At 35.8% G+C, this 20,567-nt stretch carries 18 protein-coding genes; 2 read left to right on the top strand and 16 right to left on the bottom strand.

Annotated elements, in window-relative coordinates; genetic code table 11:
• Positions 1-185 precede the first annotated feature (185 nt).
• The 6 genes from DWX29_RS04445 to DWX29_RS04425 all read right to left on the bottom strand — a co-directional run bounded on the left by DWX29_RS04445 (position 186) and on the right by DWX29_RS04425 (position 3,769).
• A complete protein-coding gene (locus DWX29_RS04445) occupies positions 186-830 on the bottom strand; it encodes an AAA family ATPase (protein WP_113999138.1) in 645 nt (214 codons plus the stop codon).
• Positions 831-976: 146 nt separating this feature from the next.
• Positions 977-1,687, bottom strand: a complete 711-nt coding sequence (locus tag DWX29_RS12915; RefSeq protein ID WP_243053228.1) for an endonuclease/exonuclease/phosphatase family protein — start codon at positions 1,685-1,687, stop codon at positions 977-979.
• A 69-nt stretch (positions 1,688-1,756) separates the two neighbouring features.
• Entirely contained in the window at positions 1,757-2,467 is a 711-nt protein-coding gene (locus tag DWX29_RS04435) for a hypothetical protein (protein WP_199663672.1), read from the bottom strand.
• Between the two features lie 81 nt (positions 2,468-2,548).
• Entirely contained in the window at positions 2,549-2,890 is a 342-nt protein-coding gene (locus tag DWX29_RS04430) for a JAB domain-containing protein (RefSeq protein ID WP_158574499.1), read from the bottom strand.
• A gap of 233 nt (positions 2,891-3,123) precedes the next feature.
• Entirely contained in the window at positions 3,124-3,366 is a 243-nt protein-coding gene (locus DWX29_RS12910) for a DUF5688 family protein (RefSeq protein ID WP_243053227.1), read from the bottom strand.
• Positions 3,347-3,769, bottom strand: a complete 423-nt coding sequence (locus DWX29_RS04425) for a DUF5688 family protein (RefSeq protein ID WP_243053226.1) — start codon at positions 3,767-3,769, stop codon at positions 3,347-3,349. Before DWX29_RS04425 ends, DWX29_RS12910 begins: the two co-directional genes overlap by 20 nt.
• Before the next feature lie 510 nt (positions 3,770-4,279).
• On the opposite strand from DWX29_RS04425, the gene DWX29_RS04420 reads away from it, so the two are divergent.
• Complete coding sequence (locus DWX29_RS04420) at positions 4,280-5,422, top strand: IS110 family transposase (protein WP_347497648.1); 1,143 nt, start codon at positions 4,280-4,282, stop codon at positions 5,420-5,422.
• A gap of 204 nt (positions 5,423-5,626) precedes the next feature.
• Here the strand turns inward: DWX29_RS04420 and DWX29_RS04415 are convergent, their stop codons facing one another.
• Positions 5,627-9,151, bottom strand: coding sequence for a M64 family metallopeptidase (locus tag DWX29_RS04415; protein ID WP_118565252.1), 3,525 nt, complete (start codon positions 9,149-9,151; stop codon positions 5,627-5,629).
• Positions 9,152-9,427: 276 nt separating this feature from the next.
• Between DWX29_RS04415 and DWX29_RS04410 the strand changes: the two genes are divergently transcribed.
• Positions 9,428-10,612 carry an ISL3 family transposase gene (locus DWX29_RS04410; protein WP_117910489.1) on the top strand — a complete coding sequence of 395 codons (1,185 nt, stop codon included), beginning with the start codon at positions 9,428-9,430 and terminating at the stop codon, positions 10,610-10,612.
• 148 nt (positions 10,613-10,760) lie between these two features.
• Here DWX29_RS04410 and tsf read toward each other — a convergent pair whose 3' ends face one another.
• The 9 genes from tsf to DWX29_RS04365 all read right to left on the bottom strand — a co-directional run bounded on the left by tsf (position 10,761) and on the right by DWX29_RS04365 (position 20,565).
• Positions 10,761-11,855, bottom strand: coding sequence for a translation elongation factor Ts (gene tsf / locus DWX29_RS04405; RefSeq protein WP_117909910.1), 1,095 nt, complete (start codon positions 11,853-11,855; stop codon positions 10,761-10,763).
• A gap of 31 nt (positions 11,856-11,886) precedes the next feature.
• Entirely contained in the window at positions 11,887-12,612 is a 726-nt protein-coding gene (rpsB, locus tag DWX29_RS04400) for a 30S ribosomal protein S2 (protein ID WP_117909909.1), read from the bottom strand.
• 145 nt (positions 12,613-12,757) lie between these two features.
• On the bottom strand, positions 12,758-13,450 hold the full coding sequence (locus tag DWX29_RS04395; RefSeq protein ID WP_118565251.1) for an MBL fold metallo-hydrolase: 693 nt from the start codon (positions 13,448-13,450) through the stop codon (positions 12,758-12,760).
• A gap of 10 nt (positions 13,451-13,460) precedes the next feature.
• Positions 13,461-13,829: a VOC family protein gene (locus DWX29_RS04390; RefSeq protein ID WP_022089218.1), complete on the bottom strand. Its 369-nt coding sequence runs from the start codon at positions 13,827-13,829 to the stop codon at positions 13,461-13,463.
• On the bottom strand, positions 13,830-15,914 hold the full coding sequence (gene topA, locus DWX29_RS04385; RefSeq protein ID WP_118565250.1) for a type I DNA topoisomerase: 2,085 nt from the start codon (positions 15,912-15,914) through the stop codon (positions 13,830-13,832). It lies immediately after the preceding gene.
• A gap of 27 nt (positions 15,915-15,941) precedes the next feature.
• Complete coding sequence (gene dprA, locus DWX29_RS04380; RefSeq protein ID WP_022089220.1) at positions 15,942-17,033, bottom strand: DNA-processing protein DprA; 1,092 nt, start codon at positions 17,031-17,033, stop codon at positions 15,942-15,944.
• 19 nt (positions 17,034-17,052) lie between these two features.
• Positions 17,053-18,579: a YifB family Mg chelatase-like AAA ATPase gene (locus DWX29_RS04375; protein WP_118565249.1), complete on the bottom strand. Its 1,527-nt coding sequence runs from the start codon at positions 18,577-18,579 to the stop codon at positions 17,053-17,055.
• 41 nt (positions 18,580-18,620) lie between these two features.
• Positions 18,621-19,253, bottom strand: coding sequence for an RNA polymerase sporulation sigma factor SigK (gene sigK, locus DWX29_RS04370; protein WP_117909903.1), 633 nt, complete (start codon positions 19,251-19,253; stop codon positions 18,621-18,623).
• Between the two features lie 76 nt (positions 19,254-19,329).
• A complete protein-coding gene (locus tag DWX29_RS04365) occupies positions 19,330-20,565 on the bottom strand; it encodes a U32 family peptidase (RefSeq protein ID WP_117909902.1) in 1,236 nt (411 codons plus the stop codon).
• Positions 20,566-20,567: the final 2 nt, after the last annotated feature.

Below are 20,567 nucleotides of genomic sequence, written 5' to 3'. Positions count from 1 at the left end.
CTCTTGCTTAAATCCCGATTTTCTCAATTCTCCAAACTTGAAGTTGTCAATAGCGTTTAACAGAATTAAGATTCTTTTTATTCCTTTATTCTGCCTTATTAAGATGCCACAAATCAAGAATACTTCTCAATTTGTGGCACTAATTCATTAAACAAAATGTGCTATAATCGAATGTCTTTCTTCAACTATATCAAACCTAAATGTTTTTCGACACAAGTTAATGTACTCTCAACTGTACTATCCACAGTTCTCTCTATCCAAAAGAAAGAACTGCTTTTAATCTCCTCTATGCGATTTACATTGAGTTCATATAAGGTAATATTCACAGTTTGTTTGGCTTTTTCTATATCAGTCGCTGAATTTAAGTACTGAAAAAATCCCTGATGATCTGGTCGATTACCATATTCATCAACAAGATTAGATGGGTCTTTTATGAGAAAAACAACTCTCGCTGGTTCAGAAAAAGCGAGTGCCTGAGCAACTGTAAGATGACAATCGCACAAAACTTTCTTATTTTCTGATAAACGAATCAAATCAAGAAGAACAAACTCTAACTGTTCACGAGTATTATTCAACAGCCAATTCTTATATTCTTCAACTGTTCTTCCAAAAAATTCATCTGCACTGTTAAAATACGTATTCATCGCAGGCTGAAATAATGGGTTCGACATTTTTTTGTGCTCGTCGAATCTCTCATCAACATCAAATAGTTCAAATCCATACTTTTCCGCCAACGCACGTGAAACGGTTGTCTTTCCTCCACAAGGTGTTCCCGTTATAAAATAAACATTTTTTAAGTACTCTTTGATTACATTATCTTGAAATATCATTGCACAATCTCCTTTATTAAATAGTTTTTCGGGTTCTGCCTATACATAAAACTATTTAACATAGTTCTATGAACTCAGATATTTCTTAATTTTAAGAACATCATCATATTCATTTCACCTCCACAACTTCTAATTTATCTATTTGTTTACTTGTCCTTTTGATTTATATCAAAATCCAAAACAATACCACAATGATCAGTAAAAGTTAAAGTTCTAAAATCAATTATGATTTCTTTCAAATTTAAAAATTTTTTCTTTGCCAATATATAATCAATATGTCTATTTCCAACAAATGTTCTAATTTTATATTTCTTACTATCTGCTTTTATTTTTCTTCCAGAAAAATCTAAATAATATGCTTTTCCTTGATTTATACCTTCTTGCCATAAATCAATATAACCATTATCATTTAAAAGCTCTTTTAAATATTCTTGGTTTTCATTATTTAAACATGCATTAAAATCGCCACAAATAATTTTAGAATCACTTTCCTTAATTTTTGACAGTATCTTTTCACGCTTACTCTCGTTCTCTCTTTTTTTATCAATTAATGGAAGATGAACACCTGCAAATTTATATTTTTCATATTCAACAAATATACAAGTGTAATCAGCATTCAAATCAATATTAGACTTTGAAATATTCTCATCTTTACTAATTGCTACTGATAAATGAAATCGACTATCAATAGGTTCTTTATAATTTCCTGCCCATTTTGCATGATATTGTTCATCAATCCTATTATATCTACACTCTTGAATAAATGCTATATCAGGTGAAATAGAGTCAATGTAATCATTAAAGCTGTCATCAATAACAAAATTAAACATATTCATATTAAGTGTCAATAATAGCATTTTTGTCCCTCCAAATTTCAAACCTTTTATATTCTTCCAATTCTACCACACCCACCTCCCCTTATTCAATTACTGCTTTTCTTTCTCCAGCCTTTCCATCTTCTCATATATATTTGTATTATAAAGTCTGTAAAGTTCGCTGTCTTTTGTTATCACATTGTCAAATGGTACCATTCTGCTACCGCATTTTATCAGTCCGCATCCTGATGGTGAATCTATCACATAATTAAGCTGCTCTTCTGATATTTCCAGCGACTCCACTATCTTTTCTATGTCCTTGCTAGACTGATTTAAAAGCAGTATGAATGCAGAGTTTGAAAGCATTGTTGTGCTCGTTTCACTCATAAGAAGGTCCATTATGTTCTGTGTAATTCCTGTACAAAGTCCTCCCTGCTTTCTAACCTTTTTCCACATCTGGCGTAGATATTCTGCACTGAACGGCGAATTTAAAAGAACATGCACCTCATCAATGTAAAACCATGTTGCTATTCCTCTCTCACCGTTATCAATTATTTTCTGCTGTATTGTTTCCATCATTACAAGCATTGCAAGTGGGGCAAGGGATTCCCCAAGGTCTCTTATTCCATATACAATGAATCTGTTGTTTACATTTATGTTTGTCTGATGGTTAAAGATGTTTAGTGCTCCGGTAACAAATATTTCAAGTCCAAGTGCCACGTCTCTTGCTTCCTTGTCTTCCTGTTCAAGAAGCCTGTTGTACAAGTCTTCCATTGTTACAAGAAGGCATTTGTATATACAAATGCCTTCTTGTTGTGGCATATTCCCAAACCCCTTTTACCTATCTAACCTTTACTTCCTCGTCTATTTTTATGTCCTTATCTGCCTTAAAATTTAAGAATTCTAAGCTGTCGAATATGCACTGCTTTTTCTAAAATCAACTAACTTCTTATCCCTCATGCTGAAATACCTCCCTTTCTCCGGACCAACAATAATGTGGTCCAGAAGAGGTATATCCATCAGATTACAGATATCAATCATTTTCGCCGTTGTCTTAATGTCTTCCTTAGACGGTTCTAATATATTGGATGGATGATTATGTAAAATCATCATGTTTGCTGCATTTAACAATATTGCTGATTTTAGTACTTCTCTTGGTGAAGCAATTGCATAATTAATAGCTCCAATGCTTGCCAGATTAAAATTTATTGGTTGAAGCTTACTGTTAAAATTGATTACACACAAAACTTCTCTGTATATGTCTCTTACGTAATCTCAACTGTCCTTGCCACCTTTTCAGGAGATGTGAGTTGTTCTTCTGATAACAGTGGACGTTCTTTTACAAGTCTAATTGATGCCTGATTTACCTTTTCCATCCGCTACAACCTCAACTTTTATAAAAAACTCTTCATTCTCACCATAGTTAGCAACTTCACTTTTTATTCTCTTTGCTAATTCTTTTTAAAAATCTTTCATGACTATCTGCCCTCTCTTTCCGGGGTTGATATTGCTCCACGGTCAACGTCATCAAGGCTCTTGTTTATCGTATCTGTTGCAAGTCTTAGTGTCCTTAAATCTTTGTCGTAGCAATACACCTGATTTGAAAGGCGGTCATTAATGTCTACCTGGTCCATATTGATTTCATAAACCATTTCTGCCAATTCATCAGGTGAACCAAAATCTGCTGATACGGCAATAACTTCATGGATACTTGATGGCAAGATCCTCAAACTCCCTATGGGGAACCGTCTTTAATAACTCTTTGTTCTGCTCGGCATTTATTAAAGTAAAAAACACGTTATCTTTAAGTCTTGATGTATCCAAAAGCTCTGCCTTGATTTCATCATTAAATGACTTGATTCCTCTTTCCATTGTTTCAGCTGCAATTCTTATGACCTCTTCATATTTTCCTGTTCTTTCATATTCTTCATAAAGATTATTTACATATATGGTTGGTGTGGCATTTTTTAACCCCGGAATGTCATAGAAATTCAATCCATCAACTTCACGGTTGGTTTTATTAACCTTTCTGATTACAACTCCACAATCCTTGTACTTTTCGTCCATATAATCCTTAATATCATCCTTAATTTTTTCCTTAAATTCTTCGTAATTTAAATTCATGTTCGTCCTCCTAAAAAATCCTTAATTTTAATTTTTGCTCTGTTTCACTCTTATGGTGGAACAACTAAAATGCTTTCACTTTTCATAAGACACCTCCATTTTTGCAATAAAAAATGCCCTATTGAAAAACAGTCAGTTCTTAAACTACTGTTCTCAATAAGGCATTTATTTATTTTTGATTTAAAGTTTTAAGGCCTGTTGCTCTCAAACTTTATGGTTATATTTTACTATTGCGGTGTGTCGATGTCGAATTCTATCGTGGATGGGATTTAGGATAATAAACCATATTGTAGTTTAAATTATTTGGTTGATGTGCAAAAAGGAAAGGTTGGGACACGGGGTCCCAACCTATTTCTACTACAACTGACTTCTTAACCTATGCTATTTTTGGATTTTTTATAATTCTGCTCAACCACTTTTCGTGTATGGAAAGAAGTTCTTTATTGATAATTTTTATCCATTTATTCGTAAATCTCTATTCATCTTCCTCCTCGAATATCCAATATAATTGTGTGGCAGTTCAGTCAATGGCTTCTCGACAACGACTGCCTTGATGTCTGTATGGAATCCACAGGAAAATACCGGATTCCTGTCTTTAATATTCTGGAAGATGAAATCAATGTTGTCATTGCCAATCCCAAATGGGTAAAGGCTGTAAAAGGCAACAAAGATGATACCAAAGATTCTAAATGGATTGGAGACTTGTTCCGTCTTGGGCTTGTCAAAGGCAGTTATATTCCTTGCAAGGCAGTCCGTATTCTGAGGGAATACACCCGCTATCGTTACAAGCTCGTTTCCTGTCGTTCAAGTGAAAAGAATAGATATCAGAATGCTCTTACTGTTTGTAATGTTGCATTAGATTCTGTTGTTTCCGATATCTTTGGGAAGTCATCCACGTCCATTATTGACTATCTGCTTGATCAATCGGGGACATCCATTAACCACGAAGAAATCGCATCTAAACTTCTTAGAAACCTCAAATCCAAAGAAGATGCTGTTATAGAATCCGTCGAAGGATATCAGATGACTGATACCCAAAAATACCGTATGCGTCTTGTTCGCGCACACATGGATTATATCACAGCCGAAATCAATGATGTTGATAAAATGATAGAAAATATGATTTCTTCTAATCCTGATTTTGAAAATGCTGTCCGGTTCCTCTGTACCATTCCGGGTGTCAAACGTGATAGTGCAATCACTATCATCTCCGAAATCGGTACGGATATGTCTCAGTTCTCGGGTTCCAAACGTTTATGTTGCTGGGCTGGTTTAACACCTGGCAGCAATGAATCTGCTGGTAAGAAGAAATCTGTCTGGATTACGCGTGCTGGTGTCTACCTCAAGCCTGCATTAGTACAATGTGCTCATGCAGCCGTAAAATCTGACAAATCTCCTTACTACAAAAAGAAATATGAAGCTCTAGTTAAACGTCGTGGCAAGAAAAGAGCCATTATCGCTATTGCCCGTATGATTCTTACTGCCATCTACCAGATGCTGTCTACCGGTGAGGAGTGGAATCCGAGCAATCTTTATAAAATCGATATGCCTGTAGCTCTTGTTGAAAAACAAAAGGCAAAAGCTATCAGACAGGCAAAGAAGCTATTACAACGTGAAGGAACACTTCCACCTGATAAGCCATTAGCTTCTTAATCTATTTTTTTAACTCTATAACACTTCAAAAAAGTTGCCTGCCTTAGACAGCTTATTCAAGTGCGCCAATTTATGGCTTGTTTCTACTTTCTTTCACACTATCTCCCTCTTAATAAACTTATTAGAGGCTACCTTTTCGCAGAATACAAGACATACATGACATGTCCAACTCTTGAAAAGCTAGCCTCTTTAATTACTTTTTAATTATTTAATTTTAAGTTTCTTCTTAAACAACTTAATGGCTTTCTTATTTCCTTTAAGTTTAGTCTTCTTAGACTTAATATTTTTCTTTGCTTTCTTGCTAAATGCATTCTTCTTTACAGTCTTAAGTTTGTCACCTTTGAATGTAATCTTCTTAATCTTGTTATCTCCTATAAATGCCTTAGAACTTATTGTCTTAACTGCTTTTCCAATTACTACTGTTTCAAGTTTTGAGCAGTTCTTAAATGCATTTTTTCCGATAACAGTTACCTTGTTACCTATTGTAAGCTTCTCAAGGGCCTTGCAGCCGGCAAACGCATTGTTACCAATTGTTGTTACATTTAATCTATATCCTTTACAATCTGCTCTGTCCGGAATTGTAACTTTCTTTATTTTATTCTTTTTAGCAGCTACTACACCAATAACCTTTGATTGTCCTACTGTTGCAGTATCAATTGATGTAATCTGGTATATTAAATTTCCTGCCGTATATGTCATTCCAACGTATACGCCGTAGCTATTGGTATGGCTGCTGCCTGTTGCGGGGATCGTTGCGGTTTCAAGAACCTTCTTGCAGACGGTGCATTCCTTATGCTTAGCGCCTTCTGCGGTTTCGGTAGCTGCCGTGTCAATGATCCACTCGCTGGTGCTGTGAGCCGCTTCGTCCTTTTTGTCGTGGCAACGAGAACATTCATGCCAGTGGTTAGTATCATCAGACTTCCATTCTGTGCCTGCGGTATGTCCGGGAGCCGGAATCTTCACACTGGTTTTATCGGTAATTTCTACCGATCCTGTTGCATCTGCGAACCACTTGTCACAGCCATCGCAGGTGTAGTATGCGGAATTGCCCGCAGTAGTGCAGGTGGCAGCTTTCGCAGCAACCAAAGTCAGATTGTGAGTGTGTTCTTCGTTTTTATTTTTGTAATAATATGTAACAACCGTTCCGTCCGAAACAATAGGCTTATTCAAGCCGTCAACCTTTATAAATTCATAATCATAAAGTGTTTTTGCCGGTGTTAAATCAAGCTTTGTGCCGTATGGCACGGTAAATGTTCCGCCGGCAGTGTTTGGAATTTCAGAGCCGTCCTCAAATTTATACTGAATTGAAACGGTTGTGTAGCGCTGTGTTTCCGTATTGTCGTCTGCAAGCACATTTCCGTTTTCATCGAGCACCTGAAATGCCACGGTATCGCCGCTCTTAAGCTGTGCATCAGACGGAATTTGATAAATAAGCGAGCAACTCTTTAAGCCTGAATTAAAGTCGCTTTTGATGTGATCCAAAGCACCGAGCGGCCAGAAATTTGCCTTATCATTCCAAACAGGAATGTCAAAGGTTTGTACTGTTTGAAGCGGATTCCCCGATGAATCGGTCGCAACGCTTCCGTCGGAGTGCTTAATCCACATTTTGAATTTTAATTGTCGTGCATTTTTATCTGAAATGTTTTGAATAACAGTTCTAAGCTCGATTTTTTTACCGTTCATATTAGTATTAAATCTGCTTTTGCTGTTGCCGCTCAAAAGTCGGTCATTGCGATTATATGTGTAATTATAATATGAACTTGTTTCAAGGTCGGTAAAATCAGACGGCTTTGAATAAGCGCCCGTATATTCCTTAACCTCGGGAGTTGCAACATAAAGGTCTACATCCTTAACAAGCTGAGACATTCGCTTGAAGCCCTGCAAACGGCAAACCTCACAGAATTGATAGTTTGTGTCTCTCATTATGCACTCATAACTTGAAACAAGCATTTTTGAGCCGTAAGCATTGCGGCAAGTATATGTGTTTCTAAAACCTAAAAGCTGTCGCCATTTTATCTTTTCCGGGTCTTCAACCGAGGAAAGATTGAGTGATTTAAGTTCCTTATCGTCAAGCAAATATCCGTTACTGTATTCATCACCGAGACCGAGCAAACCGTGTCCAAACTCGTGTGCAAAAGTTTTTGACGCACGATAACTGTCTGATGGCGAAATGAAATAATGGAAGCCGTATTCACGGTTATTATAAGCACCGCCGAAATCTGATTTTGTGTTTACAACCATAGCGAACTGAGCAATATAATCGTGAACATAATAATAAGGCTCATATTCCGAACCGGACGGAATTGTGTTTGGATCACACTTTTTTTTGATATGAGCATCGTGAATTTTCTCGATAAATTCAGGACCGATACATCTCTCAAAAATATGATTTTTCCACTGACTTCCGTGGAGATTATTAGAAATAACAGGCGAATTATATTTGTCGACTATAACATCAAAGAAGGTGCTTCCACCATTGTCAAAAGTCGATTCGGAAGCTGTGCAAAGAGCGTAAACATTGAATCTGTCGGCATAACTGCGATACGGTTCATATTTCATAGCGTCCTGCCAAAGTCGTTTGACATCATTGATGAATTTGCCCTGCTGACTTTTTGTGTATCCCTCGCCGCAAACGACAACAACCATATTTTCCGTGTCGCTGCGTGTTTTTTGGATGGTATAAACAGGGATGGTAGGATTAGAATATTTTCCGTCATTTGAATACCACGGGCCGAGGGTGAGCTGAATGCTTTGCTCGGTGCTGACATTCCAATCGGGATTTGCGTCCTCGGCAGGTTCCGAAATTGTATAATCATCCTCTTGCTTATTTGGAGCAGAGCCGATATAAGGACTGCTTTGTGAGCCGCTGCCGGAAGTTGTAACAAAATATTCGGAATCGAGATAAAATGCAGGTCTTACGCCCAAATCGGAATACCACGGAGCATAACGACCGACCTGACCCGATGAACTGATATAACGCATATCGTGATTGCAATCGGTAACAGGAGTGCGAAGCCAATAAGGCCAAGCCATACCGTCATTATTATACGCAACATAATAACCTTTGAGATTTTTCCACACGGCATTAGCCTGCTTTACATCAAGAAGAAAAACCTTTTCGGTTGTAGTTTCAAAATATGAACTGTCGTAGTTTGCCACCGCTTCCGAAATATCGGTGTAGTATAACAAATCCGAATTTGCGTCTCCATCAACTATGCCCTTGTTGTATTCGGGATGAGAAACGAGAGAACGCTGGGTAACGGTTTTCATTGCCGCAATTTCAGATTTTGAAAAAGCGTTGAGAAAACCCGCTTTTTCGTTGTACGCTCCCACACCGCTTACATATCCGTCTTTCGGAGGGTTGCCACAAAGCCAATCGACTTTGCCTTCAGCTGCGGTCGAATTTAACCAAGAACGCATATTGCTGTCTTTCCAATAGTTAGAACCGTAATCATCACGCTTATAGCTTCTGCTGTGTGATTTTGAATTGCTGTTGTCATTTGTTTTGGCATCATATGCAAGGGTGTCAACAATTTTGTCTGCAAGCATAAGCGGTCCGTTATTGTCAATGCTTACACATCGCCAAAGAATTGAGGCATTGTTATACGCGCCCATTTTAACATAGTCGCCAACCTTAATATCGGGCTTTGATGCCGCCTGAATGGTCATCGGCAAAACGGAAATTGCCATGCACAATGCCAAGAATATTGCGGTTATTTTTTTCGTCATTAAGGAACCTCCTTTATAAGCTATATATTTGCTTTTATTATATTGTAAGGTGTTATATGGGTCAATGAAAATCCAATTAAATTTTTGTTAATTTTACAGCCGACACATTTAATATTACACGAAGAAGAAAATCTTATTAAATAGGTTCTATACTTTACTTGGGGGTAAGGTATAGTTCCTTTTTTATCTTTTGTGATATTTCTACAAAAAAGTAGGCATAGATAAAATAATCTCTTATAATAGAATCACCACAAAACCACAAAGGAGATTATTACTATGCCTAACAATGATTATATTTCAAATATACTGGAAATAAAAGACCTTTTTATCACAAATATCGATTATACATCAAAAGAAAACCATATTTACTTCATGTTAAAGCGTAAAGACTGTGTCTGTCCTCACTGTAAAGCCATAACCAACAAAGTTCATGACTACAGGACTTCCATTATTAAAGACAGCCCCATTATGGGAAAAAGTACTTTCCTTCATTATAGAAAACGGCGATACCACTGTGATTCATGTGACAGACATTTTACGGAACCTTTTTCGCTTCTTCCTAAGAACTGTCGCCTTACCACCCGTTTATGTTTTGAAGCAATACACTTGCTAAAGAGTTCTCTTAATGTTTCAAATGTCGCCTCTCAGCTGGGGATATCCGTTTCCTCTATTTTCAGGCGGCTCAAAGACATCAAACATCAGAAACCGAAAACGCTTCCTTTAGTACTTTCAATCGACGAGTTTAAGGAAAATTCGGGTGGAAATAAATATCATTCCATTCTGACAGCACCAAAAGAGCATAAAGTTTTTGACATTCTTCCTTCCAGAACCCAATACAGGCTTGAAGAATACTTAAGAGACTTTCCCAACCGTAAGGATGTTCGTTACTTTGTTATGGATATGTACAAGGTTTATAAGGATATTGCACAGAGGTTGTTGCCTAACGCAACCATTGTTATTGATAAATTTCATGTGGTTAAACAGGTAACCGGTGCTACCGAAAGAGTACGAATTAGAATTCAAAAACAGATGCATCCTTCAAAGAGAAAATATTTCAAACGAAGCCGTAAATTAATTCTCGCCCATAAGGATAAGTTAAATGAAGAAAATCTTGAGGCTCTTGAAGTAATGTTACAGCAATCAAACGATCTAGCTCAGGCTTATTATTTAAAAGAACTTTTTTATGACTTTATGAACTCTAAAAGCAGTACTGAAGCCAAACCCAAACTTCGTAAATTTATTAATGCTGCCTCTGTCAGTGAACTGGATGAATTCAATTCAGTACTTATTACACTTGCCAATTGGGCGAAATACATACTCAACAGTTTTGATTGCCCATATACAAACGGATATACAGAAGGAATGAATAATAAGATTAAAGTAATTAAGCGAAATGCTTATGGATATAGGAATTTTGAAAATTTCAGAAACAGAATAATGTTATCATGTGATACTATATAAAAATCGTGTGTGATTACAAATCACACACGATATATATAAGTGATTACCCCCATGCTTGACAAAGAGCCAAAAAAAGAAGAACACCCTCTCGCCCATGTAAACATGGCTCGTGGATGTTCTTCTTTTTATTTGCACGGCTTTAGCCTGACTATTTCATCTGTTTTGCTACTTCAGCTGCAAAATCTTCTTCTTTCTTTTCGATACCTTCGCCTGTTTCAAATCTGATGAAGCTCTTAAGTGCAACTGGAGCACCAACTTCTTTTGAAACTTCTGCTAAGTATGCTTTTACTGTCTGCTTTCCATCTGCAGCCATAACGTATGTCTGATCAAGAAGACATACTTCTTTTAACTGCTTAGAAATACGTCCTTCAACTAAACCGTTGAAGATCTTGTTAGCACAGATTTCTTCCTTCTTGCTCATTGAAATAGCTGCTAATGAAGCAATAGCTTCTTTTGAAAGGAAGTTGAATAAGTACTTGTCGTTTTGTTTTTCTTCTAAGATTGCTTTGTCTTCAGCGCTTAATGCATCTGTGCTTAATGCTTCAGCAAAGATATCTTTCTGAATTGGCTTTGGAAGTGATGCTACATCATTTAAAGCACTATCAATTGTGATTTCTCTCATCTTAGCAAGTTCATCATCTGAGATGTCTTCTCTGCTAATATACTGTGGACTCATAGCTGCGATCTGCATAGCGATAGTCTTCATTGATGCTTCAACAGTTTCGTTAGCCTGTGCATCAGCTTCTACTAATACACCAATCTTTCCACCAGCGTGGATGTATGATACAACAACACCGTCAGATACGATTTTCTTAAATCTTCTGATGTTCATGTTTTCACCAATAACAGCAATCTGTGATGTTAATTCGTCTTTTACAGTCTTTGATGTGTCAAGAGCCCATGGTTCAGCGTATAAAGCTTCAACGTCAGCTGCATCTGAGTTAACGATCTGCTTAACTACGTTAGCTACGAATGTCTGGAACTTTTCGTTTTTAGCTACGAAGTCAGTTTCTGAGTTTACTTCTACGATTGCTGCTTTTCCATCTTCAACTAATGTTGCAACAACACCTTCAGCTGCGATTCTACCTGATTTCTTTACTGCAGTAGCTTCGCCTTTCTTTCTTAATACTTCGATAGCTGCTTCCTGATTACCATCAGTTTCAACTAAAGCTTTCTTACAAGCCATAATTCCAGCGCCTGTTAATTCTCTTAACTCTTTTACCATTGCTGCTGTAATATCCATTACTATATCCTCCTATTTAGAAAAAATTTAATTATTCTGCTTCTGTTTCAGCTACTTCTTCAGCTACCATTTCTTCACCCTGGTTAGCTTCGATAACAGCATCTGCCATCTTAGCAACGATGAGTTTAACAGCTCTGATAGCATCGTCATTACCTGGAATAACGTAATCTAATTCTTCAGGATCGCAGTTTGTATCAGCGATACCGATTAATTTGATTCCAAGTGCATGAGCTTCCTGAATACAAATTCTTTCCTTCTTAGGATCTACTACGAAAATAGCGTCTGGGATTCTCTTCATATCCTTGATACCGCCAAGGTTCTTTTCAAGCTTATCCCATTCTTTCTTAATTTCGATAACTTCTTTCTTAGGAAGAACATCAAATGTTCCATCTTCTGCCATCTGTTCGATGTCTTTTAATCTCTTAATTCTTGACTGAATTGTCTTGAAGTTAGTAAGCATTCCGCCTAACCATCTTTCATTTACATAGTACATTCCACAACGTTCAGCTTCTGTCTTAACAGCTTCCTGAGCCTGTTTCTTTGTACCAACAAAAAGAATTGTACCACCATCAGCTGCGATATCAGCCATAGCCTTATAAGCTTCATCAACTTTACCTACTGACTTCTGTAAATCGATAATATAGATACCATTTCTTTCTGTGTAAATGTATGGAGCCATCTTAGGGTTCCATCTTCTTGTCTGATGTCCGAAATGAACACCTGCTTCTAATAACTGTTTCATTGAAATAACGCTCATTTTTTTACCTCCATTTGGTTTTAATCTTCCGTCTGAATCCAATTCATCGGACAACCCCGAGCATGGGCACCGGTCCGATTTCATCAAACGTGTTTACTCTAACTTAGACATCTTATCATAAGTCATTTTATAATTCAAGCACTTTTTATTTACAAAAAACTGCCTTACTCACTATGTTTTCTCCACCATACTCATTTTTATATCTGTCTATTATTTCAGGTTCTCCCCAAAAATGCATAGGATAAATTTCATTTGCTCCAACATTTTTTATAAAATAGTCCATTCCCATATAATAGGCTTCTTCCTGTCTTGGATCAAGCGGTACGAAAGCAATATCTATCTTTCTTCCCTTCATGCTATCAATCTCTCTTTTAAAATTAACTTCCATATTTCGGTTCCAGGATTTTGGTTCTCCTTCCCAGTGCCACCAGTTCAAATCACCTGCATGATATATTGTACCATCTTTTTCACTTACTATAAAAGCTACCCCTTCATCTGTTGATTTCAATGTTTCGACAACTATATCATCTATCTTGTATTTTTCATGAGCTTGAACTCTTATTATATTAAGTTGCTCAGTCATTTTTGATAATATAGCATTTTTCTTTATTTTCTTAACAACATCGTAAGATAAAACATATGTTACATTATTATGCTTAGTCGCTATATCAAATATTATTTTACTGAAATGATCATCATGAACATGGCTTACCATTACGTAAATTTTCTTGTCCGATTTTATGGCTTTATCTATGTTTCCACCAATATAGTCAAACAAATATATATAATTTCTGCTTTCAACCATAAAACCACTATGTTTTAAATACGTAACCTTCATTCATTTACCTCTATTTTGCTGGAACAATTTCTAACCAATATCCATCAGGATCTTCAATAAAATAAATTCCCATTTCTTTATTTTCAAAACAAATGCATTCCATTTCTTCATGAAGTTTATGAGCTGCTTCCATATCATCTGTTTCAAATGCAAGATGGAATTCACAATCTCCAAGATTATAATTTCCTTTCCACTCTTTTAACCATGTTAATTCCAATTCAAAATCTGCTTCTTCGTTTGACATATAGACAATTATATATGAGCCGTCTTTTGCTTCTTTTCTGCGTGATTCTTTTAATCCTAAAGCTTTTGAATAAAATTCCATTGATTTATCTAAGTCAACTACATTGTAGTTTTCATGAACCATTTTAAATTTCATCTATTTTACTTCCTCTTTTTTCTTCAAATCTGTAACATATCCACATGTCGCGTCTGCGCATACTAACTTGTTTCCTTTTTCAAGCATATATCCACCGCACTCAGGACATTTTTCTGTAGAAGGTTTCTGCCATGACATAAAATCACATTCAGGATTGTCGATACATCCATAGTATCTTCTTCCCTTCTGTGTTTTTTTAAGAATAATTTCCTTTCCACATTTAGGACAAGGGATTCCTGTCTTTTCAAGATATGGTTTTGTATTTCTACACTCTGGAAATCCCGGACATGCAAGGAACTTACCGTGCGGTCCGTATTTGATAACCATTCTTCTTCCACATTCTTCGCATATTTCATCTGATTCTTCATCAGCAATTGTAATCTTTTCTAATTTCTTTTCAGCACTCTTTACAGCGGCATCTAAATCAGGATAGAAGTTTCTTATAACTGTCTTCCATTCTACTTTTCCTTCTTCCACCATATCTAAAAGTGATTCAACATTTGCAGTAAAGTTCAAATCTACAATTGCGCTAAATGCTGTCTTCATTACATTGTTAACCGCTTCTCCAAGTTCTGTTACATAAAGATTCTTCTTTTCCTTTGTAACATATCTTCTTGCAATAATTGTTGTAATTGTTGGAGCATAAGTACTTGGACGTCCAATTCCCTGTTCTTCTAGTGCCTTAACAAGTACAGCTTCTGTAAAATGAGCAGGTGGCTGTGTAAAATGTTGATTTTCATTAAATTCAACTAATGACAATTCTGATTCTTTTGTAAGTTTTGCAATTACATTATCCGTTGTTACTTTTTCGCTGTCACTATCTGTATAAACCTGCATAAATCCCTGGAAGTTAAGCTTTGAAGTTGAAGCATTAAAAATGTATTTGTCTGCTGCAACTTTTACTGATGTAGTCTCATATACGGCACTTGCCATTCTACTTGCTACAAATCTCTTCCATATTAACTGATACAATCTGAATAAGTCTCTGCTAAGCTGTTCTTTAACCTCAGCAGGTGTAATATTTACATCTGTAGGTCTTATTGCCTCATGAGCATCCTGTATCTTTTTATTAGATTTACTTGTATTAACTTCTTTTGTTATATTTTCAGCACCATATGTCTTGTCTATAAATTCTCTAACCTGAGTTTCTGCTGTATCTGAAATTCTTGTAGAATCAGTACGAAGGTAAGTAATCAAACCTATTGTTCCTCTTCCCTTAATATCCACACCTTCATACAACTGCTGTGCAAGTCTCATTGTTTTTTGAGTTGAAAAATTCAAAGTCTTTGAAGCTTCCTGCTGCAATGTACTTGTTATAAACGGAACCGGGCTCTTTCTTGAACGGCTTCCCTTCTTTACATCCTTTACTGTAAATTCAGCATTCTGCAATTCTTTTACAATACCATCAAGCTGTTCTTTTCCGGTAATTTCCATCTTTCCATTTCCATCTCCGTAAAACTCAACTGTTAATGGTTTCCTTTCTCCTTTTACATTTAAAGTTGCATTCATATCCCAATATTCCTTAGGAATAAATGAATTTATTTCTTCTTCTCTGTCGCATAACATACGAAGTGCAACAGACTGTACTCTACCTGCACTTAATCCTCTTTTTATCTTAGCCCATAACAACGGACTAATCATATATCCTACCATTCTGTCTAAAACTCTTCTTGCCTGCTGTGCGTCAACACGATTCATATCAATATCTCTAGGCTGTTTTAAAGATGCCTTTACTGCCGGCTTTGTAATTTCATTAAATGTTATTCTTGCTGTTTTTTTCATGTCAAGTTTCAATGCTGTTGCCAAATGCCATGAAATTGCCTCTCCTTCACGGTCAGGGTCAGTTGCAAGATATACTTTATCTGCTTTTTTAACCTGTCTTCTTAATTCTGCAAGTTTTCCACCTTTACCTCTGATGGTTATATATTTTGGTTCATAATCGTGTTCGATATCTATTCCGAGCGTACTTTTAGGTAAGTCTCTAATATGACCATTTGAAGCTACTACTTCATAATTAGCTCCTAAAAATTTTTTAATTGTTTTAACTTTCGCCGGTGATTCCACTATAACTAAATACTTCGCCATAATTACCCCTTTATATTTTTATTTATGTCACACTACAACCCTTGCATAATAATTTTCCATTGGTTGTTCTACCATTCCATCTAGTTGTAACTGTAACAATATTTCTGATAAACGTTCATATTCAATGCCGGTTTTCTCTATCAATTCTGAGATGTTAATCGGCTGTAAACCTAACTCAATATACACCAAGGAAAAATCTTTTTCAAGTAAATTTTCTTGAGACGTTATTTTTGAAGCCCTATTTTTTTCTTCTATATGCAATTCTTCAAGTATATCTTTTGCCGATGTTAATACCCCTGCACCAACCTTTAAAAGCCTATTACAACCGCCACTTAAAGCGTCTCCAACTCTCCCCGGAAGTGCGTAAATATCTTTGCCCTGTTCTAATGCCCATTCCACAGTTATTAGCGAACCGCTTTTTTCTTTTGCCTCGATTACTGCTACTATATCCGCCAATCCACTTATTATTCTGTTTCTCTGCGGAAAATGCCAATTAAGAGGTTTGCTTCCCGGTGGATATTCTGAAATTATCCCACCATATTCTATAATATTTTCATAAAGTTCAATATTTTCTATCGGATACACAATATCAACTCCACATCCAACAATTGCAAAAGTTTTTTCTCCTCCTTCAATTGCTCCTAATTGACTGTATGTATCAATTCCTCTTGCCATTCCACTAATTATCTGCACTCCATTTTCACTCAGTTCTTTAGCTATACTTTTCGCCATATTTCTTCCATAATTACTGCACGCTCTTGCCCCAACCATTGCAACTGTTTTTTTATCATTATCAGGTAGACTCCCTTTGTAAAAAAGGAAATATGGCTTATGGTCAAATATCCTTAATTTATCTGGAAATTCGTCGTCTTTAATTGTGACAAATTTTATATTATTCTTCTCTAATTCATCATAAAATCTGTTTTTGTCAAATTCAGTCTTTGCCTTAAGAATTGTCTCAACATCTTTCTTTGTAATATCTGTCATATTTAGTAATTTTTTCTCACTTGAATGATACAATTCTTCTATTCCATTTACACCTTTTAACAGTCTGTTTAACTTCGTATATTGTATATCTTTTACAGTTGAAATCCATGCAAAATAATCTCTTTCTTCCATATATATAGTATCCCCCTTTTTACTTCATCCAAGCCGGAGTTCTAAATGTCAAAGCCTTTGATATATCGCCCTTTGAAACATTTTTTCTCTCGTCCAAATCTGCTATCGTTCTTGCTACTTTTAATACCTTTCCATACGCCCTCATGCTCAATTTAAATTTATTAAAAATCTGTTCCATAAGTTCTTCTTCAGGCTTATTTAATTTACAAAATTCTTTAATATTTCTGCCATCTAACTGTCCATTGTAAGACACTGTTTCATTCTTATATCTTTCCCTTTGAATTTGTGCTGCTGCAATAACCCTTTCTTTCATCTTTTCTGAAGTTTTTTCACTTTTTTTAATATCCTTATACTCTACTCTGTTTAAATACACACATAAATCAAATCTATCTAATATAGGTCCACTTATTTTTGACAAATACTTATTAACCTCCCTTTGTGTACAGCTACATCTGTTTCTATCAGGATAATATCCACACTTACACGGATTCATTGATGCTATAAGTATCACATCTGCAGGAAATTCATAGCTTCCACTATTTCTTGAAAGCACAATTTTTTTGTCCTCTAACGGTTGCCTTAATGCTTCAATAACATTTCTCGAAAATTCAGGAAATTCGTCTAAATATAATACTCCACCATGAGCAAGGGTAACCTGTCCTACTTTTGGTTTCATTCCGCCGCCCGTCATTCCCGTTACCGTTGTAGTATGATGCGGACTGCAAAATGGTCTTTTATCCACTAGTCTTCCATCTAATTTCCCTGCTATACTATGAATCTTTGATATTTGTATTCTCTCTTCAAATGTCATATCAGGAAGTATTGTAGGAATAGTCCTTGCTATTACAGTTTTTCCGGCGCCTGGTGGTCCAACCATAAGCATATTGTGTCTTCCTGCTGCTGCAATCATCGCTCCTATTTTTCCCTGCTCCTGTCCGCAAATGTCTGCAAAATCATAACTTTCCTCTATTTCTTCCTGAATCTTCTTTTCTTCAAAATTAGCTTTTTGCCTTAATATTTCCTCGCTCAACTCATTAGGATTCATATCTAACACATACACTAATTCTGCAAGATTTTTCACTCCTATTATCTCTATCCATTCAATGGCTACACACTCTCCATAATTTTCTTCAGGAATGATGCATACTTTAATTTCCTTTGACACTGCCATTAAAACCATAGGTAATATTCCATTAACCTTTATCACATCTCCATTTAAACTTAATTCTCCCGCAATCATAAATTTACTGACATCCTGTTTTACTATATCAAGTGCTTTAAGAATCGACGCAGATATTGGCAAATCAAAATAAGTTCCTGATTTTCTTATATTCGCAGGAGCCAAATTTATCGTTATTCTTCTTGGCGGAATCATAAATCCCGAATTCTTTATTGCGGTTCTTACCCTCTCTCTTGACTCTTTTATTTCTGATGATAAAAGGCCTACCATATCAAATGATGGCAAGCCACTACATACATCTGTTTCAACACAAATCGGTAAAACTTCCGTTCCCGTAATTGCACAACAATTAACTTTACTAACCATATACCCTCCAAACATTCCGTTATTATTTAGGTTATAAGTTATCACATTTTATATGAATAGTCAATTGCCGATTTTATTTTTTCTAATGCTCTCTTTTCAATACGACTTACATAGCTCCTTGAAATGTTTAAATCCTTACCAATTATTTTCTGCGTCTCGCTCTCCCTCCCGTTCATTCCATACCGCCGCTCTATTATTTCTCTTTCTCGTTTGGTCAGTTTATTTTCTACAATATCCCTAATCATTTCTACATTTTCCTGTCTTTCCATATTACTTATTACGTCCTCATTATCTGACTCAACAACATCTATAAGACATATTGTATTTCCTTCTTTATCTGTTCCTATTGGTTCATTTAGCGATACGTCCCTGCTTCTTTTTTTCTCATTTCTAAACATCATTAGCATTTCATTTTCAATGCATTTTGCCGCATAGGTTCCTAAACGGTTTCCCTTATTTATATCATATGAATTTATTGCCTTTATAAGGCCTATTATTCCAATGGAAATTAAATCTTCATTATCTCTCTCACCCGAATATTTTTTTGCTACATGTGCAACAAGGCGTAAATTACTCTCTATTAATATATCCTTCGCCAGCTTATCTCCCTGTGCATATCTTTCCAGATATTTTTTCTCTTCCTTTGGTGTCAAAGGCTCTTTAAATGTCTTCAAAAAAGGCACCTCGTCACATGCTTTATACATTTTATGCACAAATCATATAACGGGTGCCTGTCATTTCTTATTTATTTTACGCAGTTACAACATCTTTTTTTCTAAGAATATCTCCAAGTTCTAAATCAATTCCTAAATCAATAAATAATTTTTGTTGTGGATGTGGACAACTTTCCATTTCATTTCCTTCTTCATCCTGAATTGAAATAACTTTAACTTCAATGTCCCTTCCATCCTTTTTCATAACCTCGATTGTATCTCCAACACAGAATTTATTTTTTTGAGTTATTGTATATTTATGTTCTCCAACTTTTTCACCAACAAGTCCTAAATAAACATAATTTCTTTCATATACATTTTTATCATATATCTGCGTTGTCTCGTCCGGTTTTCCAAAGAAAAATCCGGTTGTATACTGTCTGAATGTACACTGTGAAATTAACTCCCTGTACTTATCAAGGTTTGCATAATACTTATCAGGGCTTTCTAAATAATCATCGATTGCCATTCTGTATGTTCTTGCAACTGTTCCAACATAAAGTGCTGTTTTCATTCTTCCTTCAATTTTAAAGCTGTCAATCCCGGCATCTATAAGTTCAGGAATATGCTCTATCATACACAAATCCTTTGAGTTAAAAATATATGTTCCACGTTCATTTTCATAAACAGGCATATACTGTCCCTGTCTTGATTCTTCCATAACGGCATATTTCCATCTGCACGGATGAGTACATGCGCCTTTATTTGCATCACGCCCTGCCATAAAACTTGATAAAAGACATCTTCCTGAATAAGAAATACACATTGCGCCATGAACAAATGTTTCGATTTCCATGTCATCAGGAATATGTTCTCTTATTTCTTTTATTTCCTTCATTGATAATTCTCTTGCAGTTACAACTCTCTTAGCTCCAAGATTGTACCAGAAATTATATGTTCCATAATTTGTATTATTAGCCTGAGTGCTGATATGAATTTCAGTATCCGGAAGCATTTCTTTGGCAATTGTAAATATTGCAGGGTCAGCGATTATAAGTGCATCCATATTTACTGTTTTTAAATCTTCAAAATAAGCTCTTACAGGCTCTAAATCTGCATTGTGGGCGAGTATATTTGCAGTAACATATACTTTCACATTATGTTCATGTGCAAATTTTACACCTTCTCGCATTTCTTCTAATGAAAAGTTCTTCGCTTTTGCTCTAAGTCCAAATACTTCTCCACCAATATATACGGCATCCGCCCCATATTTTACTGCTGTTTTTAAAACTTCCAGACTGCTTGCCGGAATTAATAATTCTACATTTCTCATAT

Source organism: Eubacterium sp. AF19-12LB, from assembly GCF_003479125.1.
Lineage (GTDB): Bacteria > Bacillota > Clostridia > Lachnospirales > Lachnospiraceae > Eubacterium_U > Eubacterium_U album.
The sequence above is the reverse complement of the archived record's forward strand: the minus strand, read 5'-3'. Positions and strand labels throughout refer to the sequence as shown.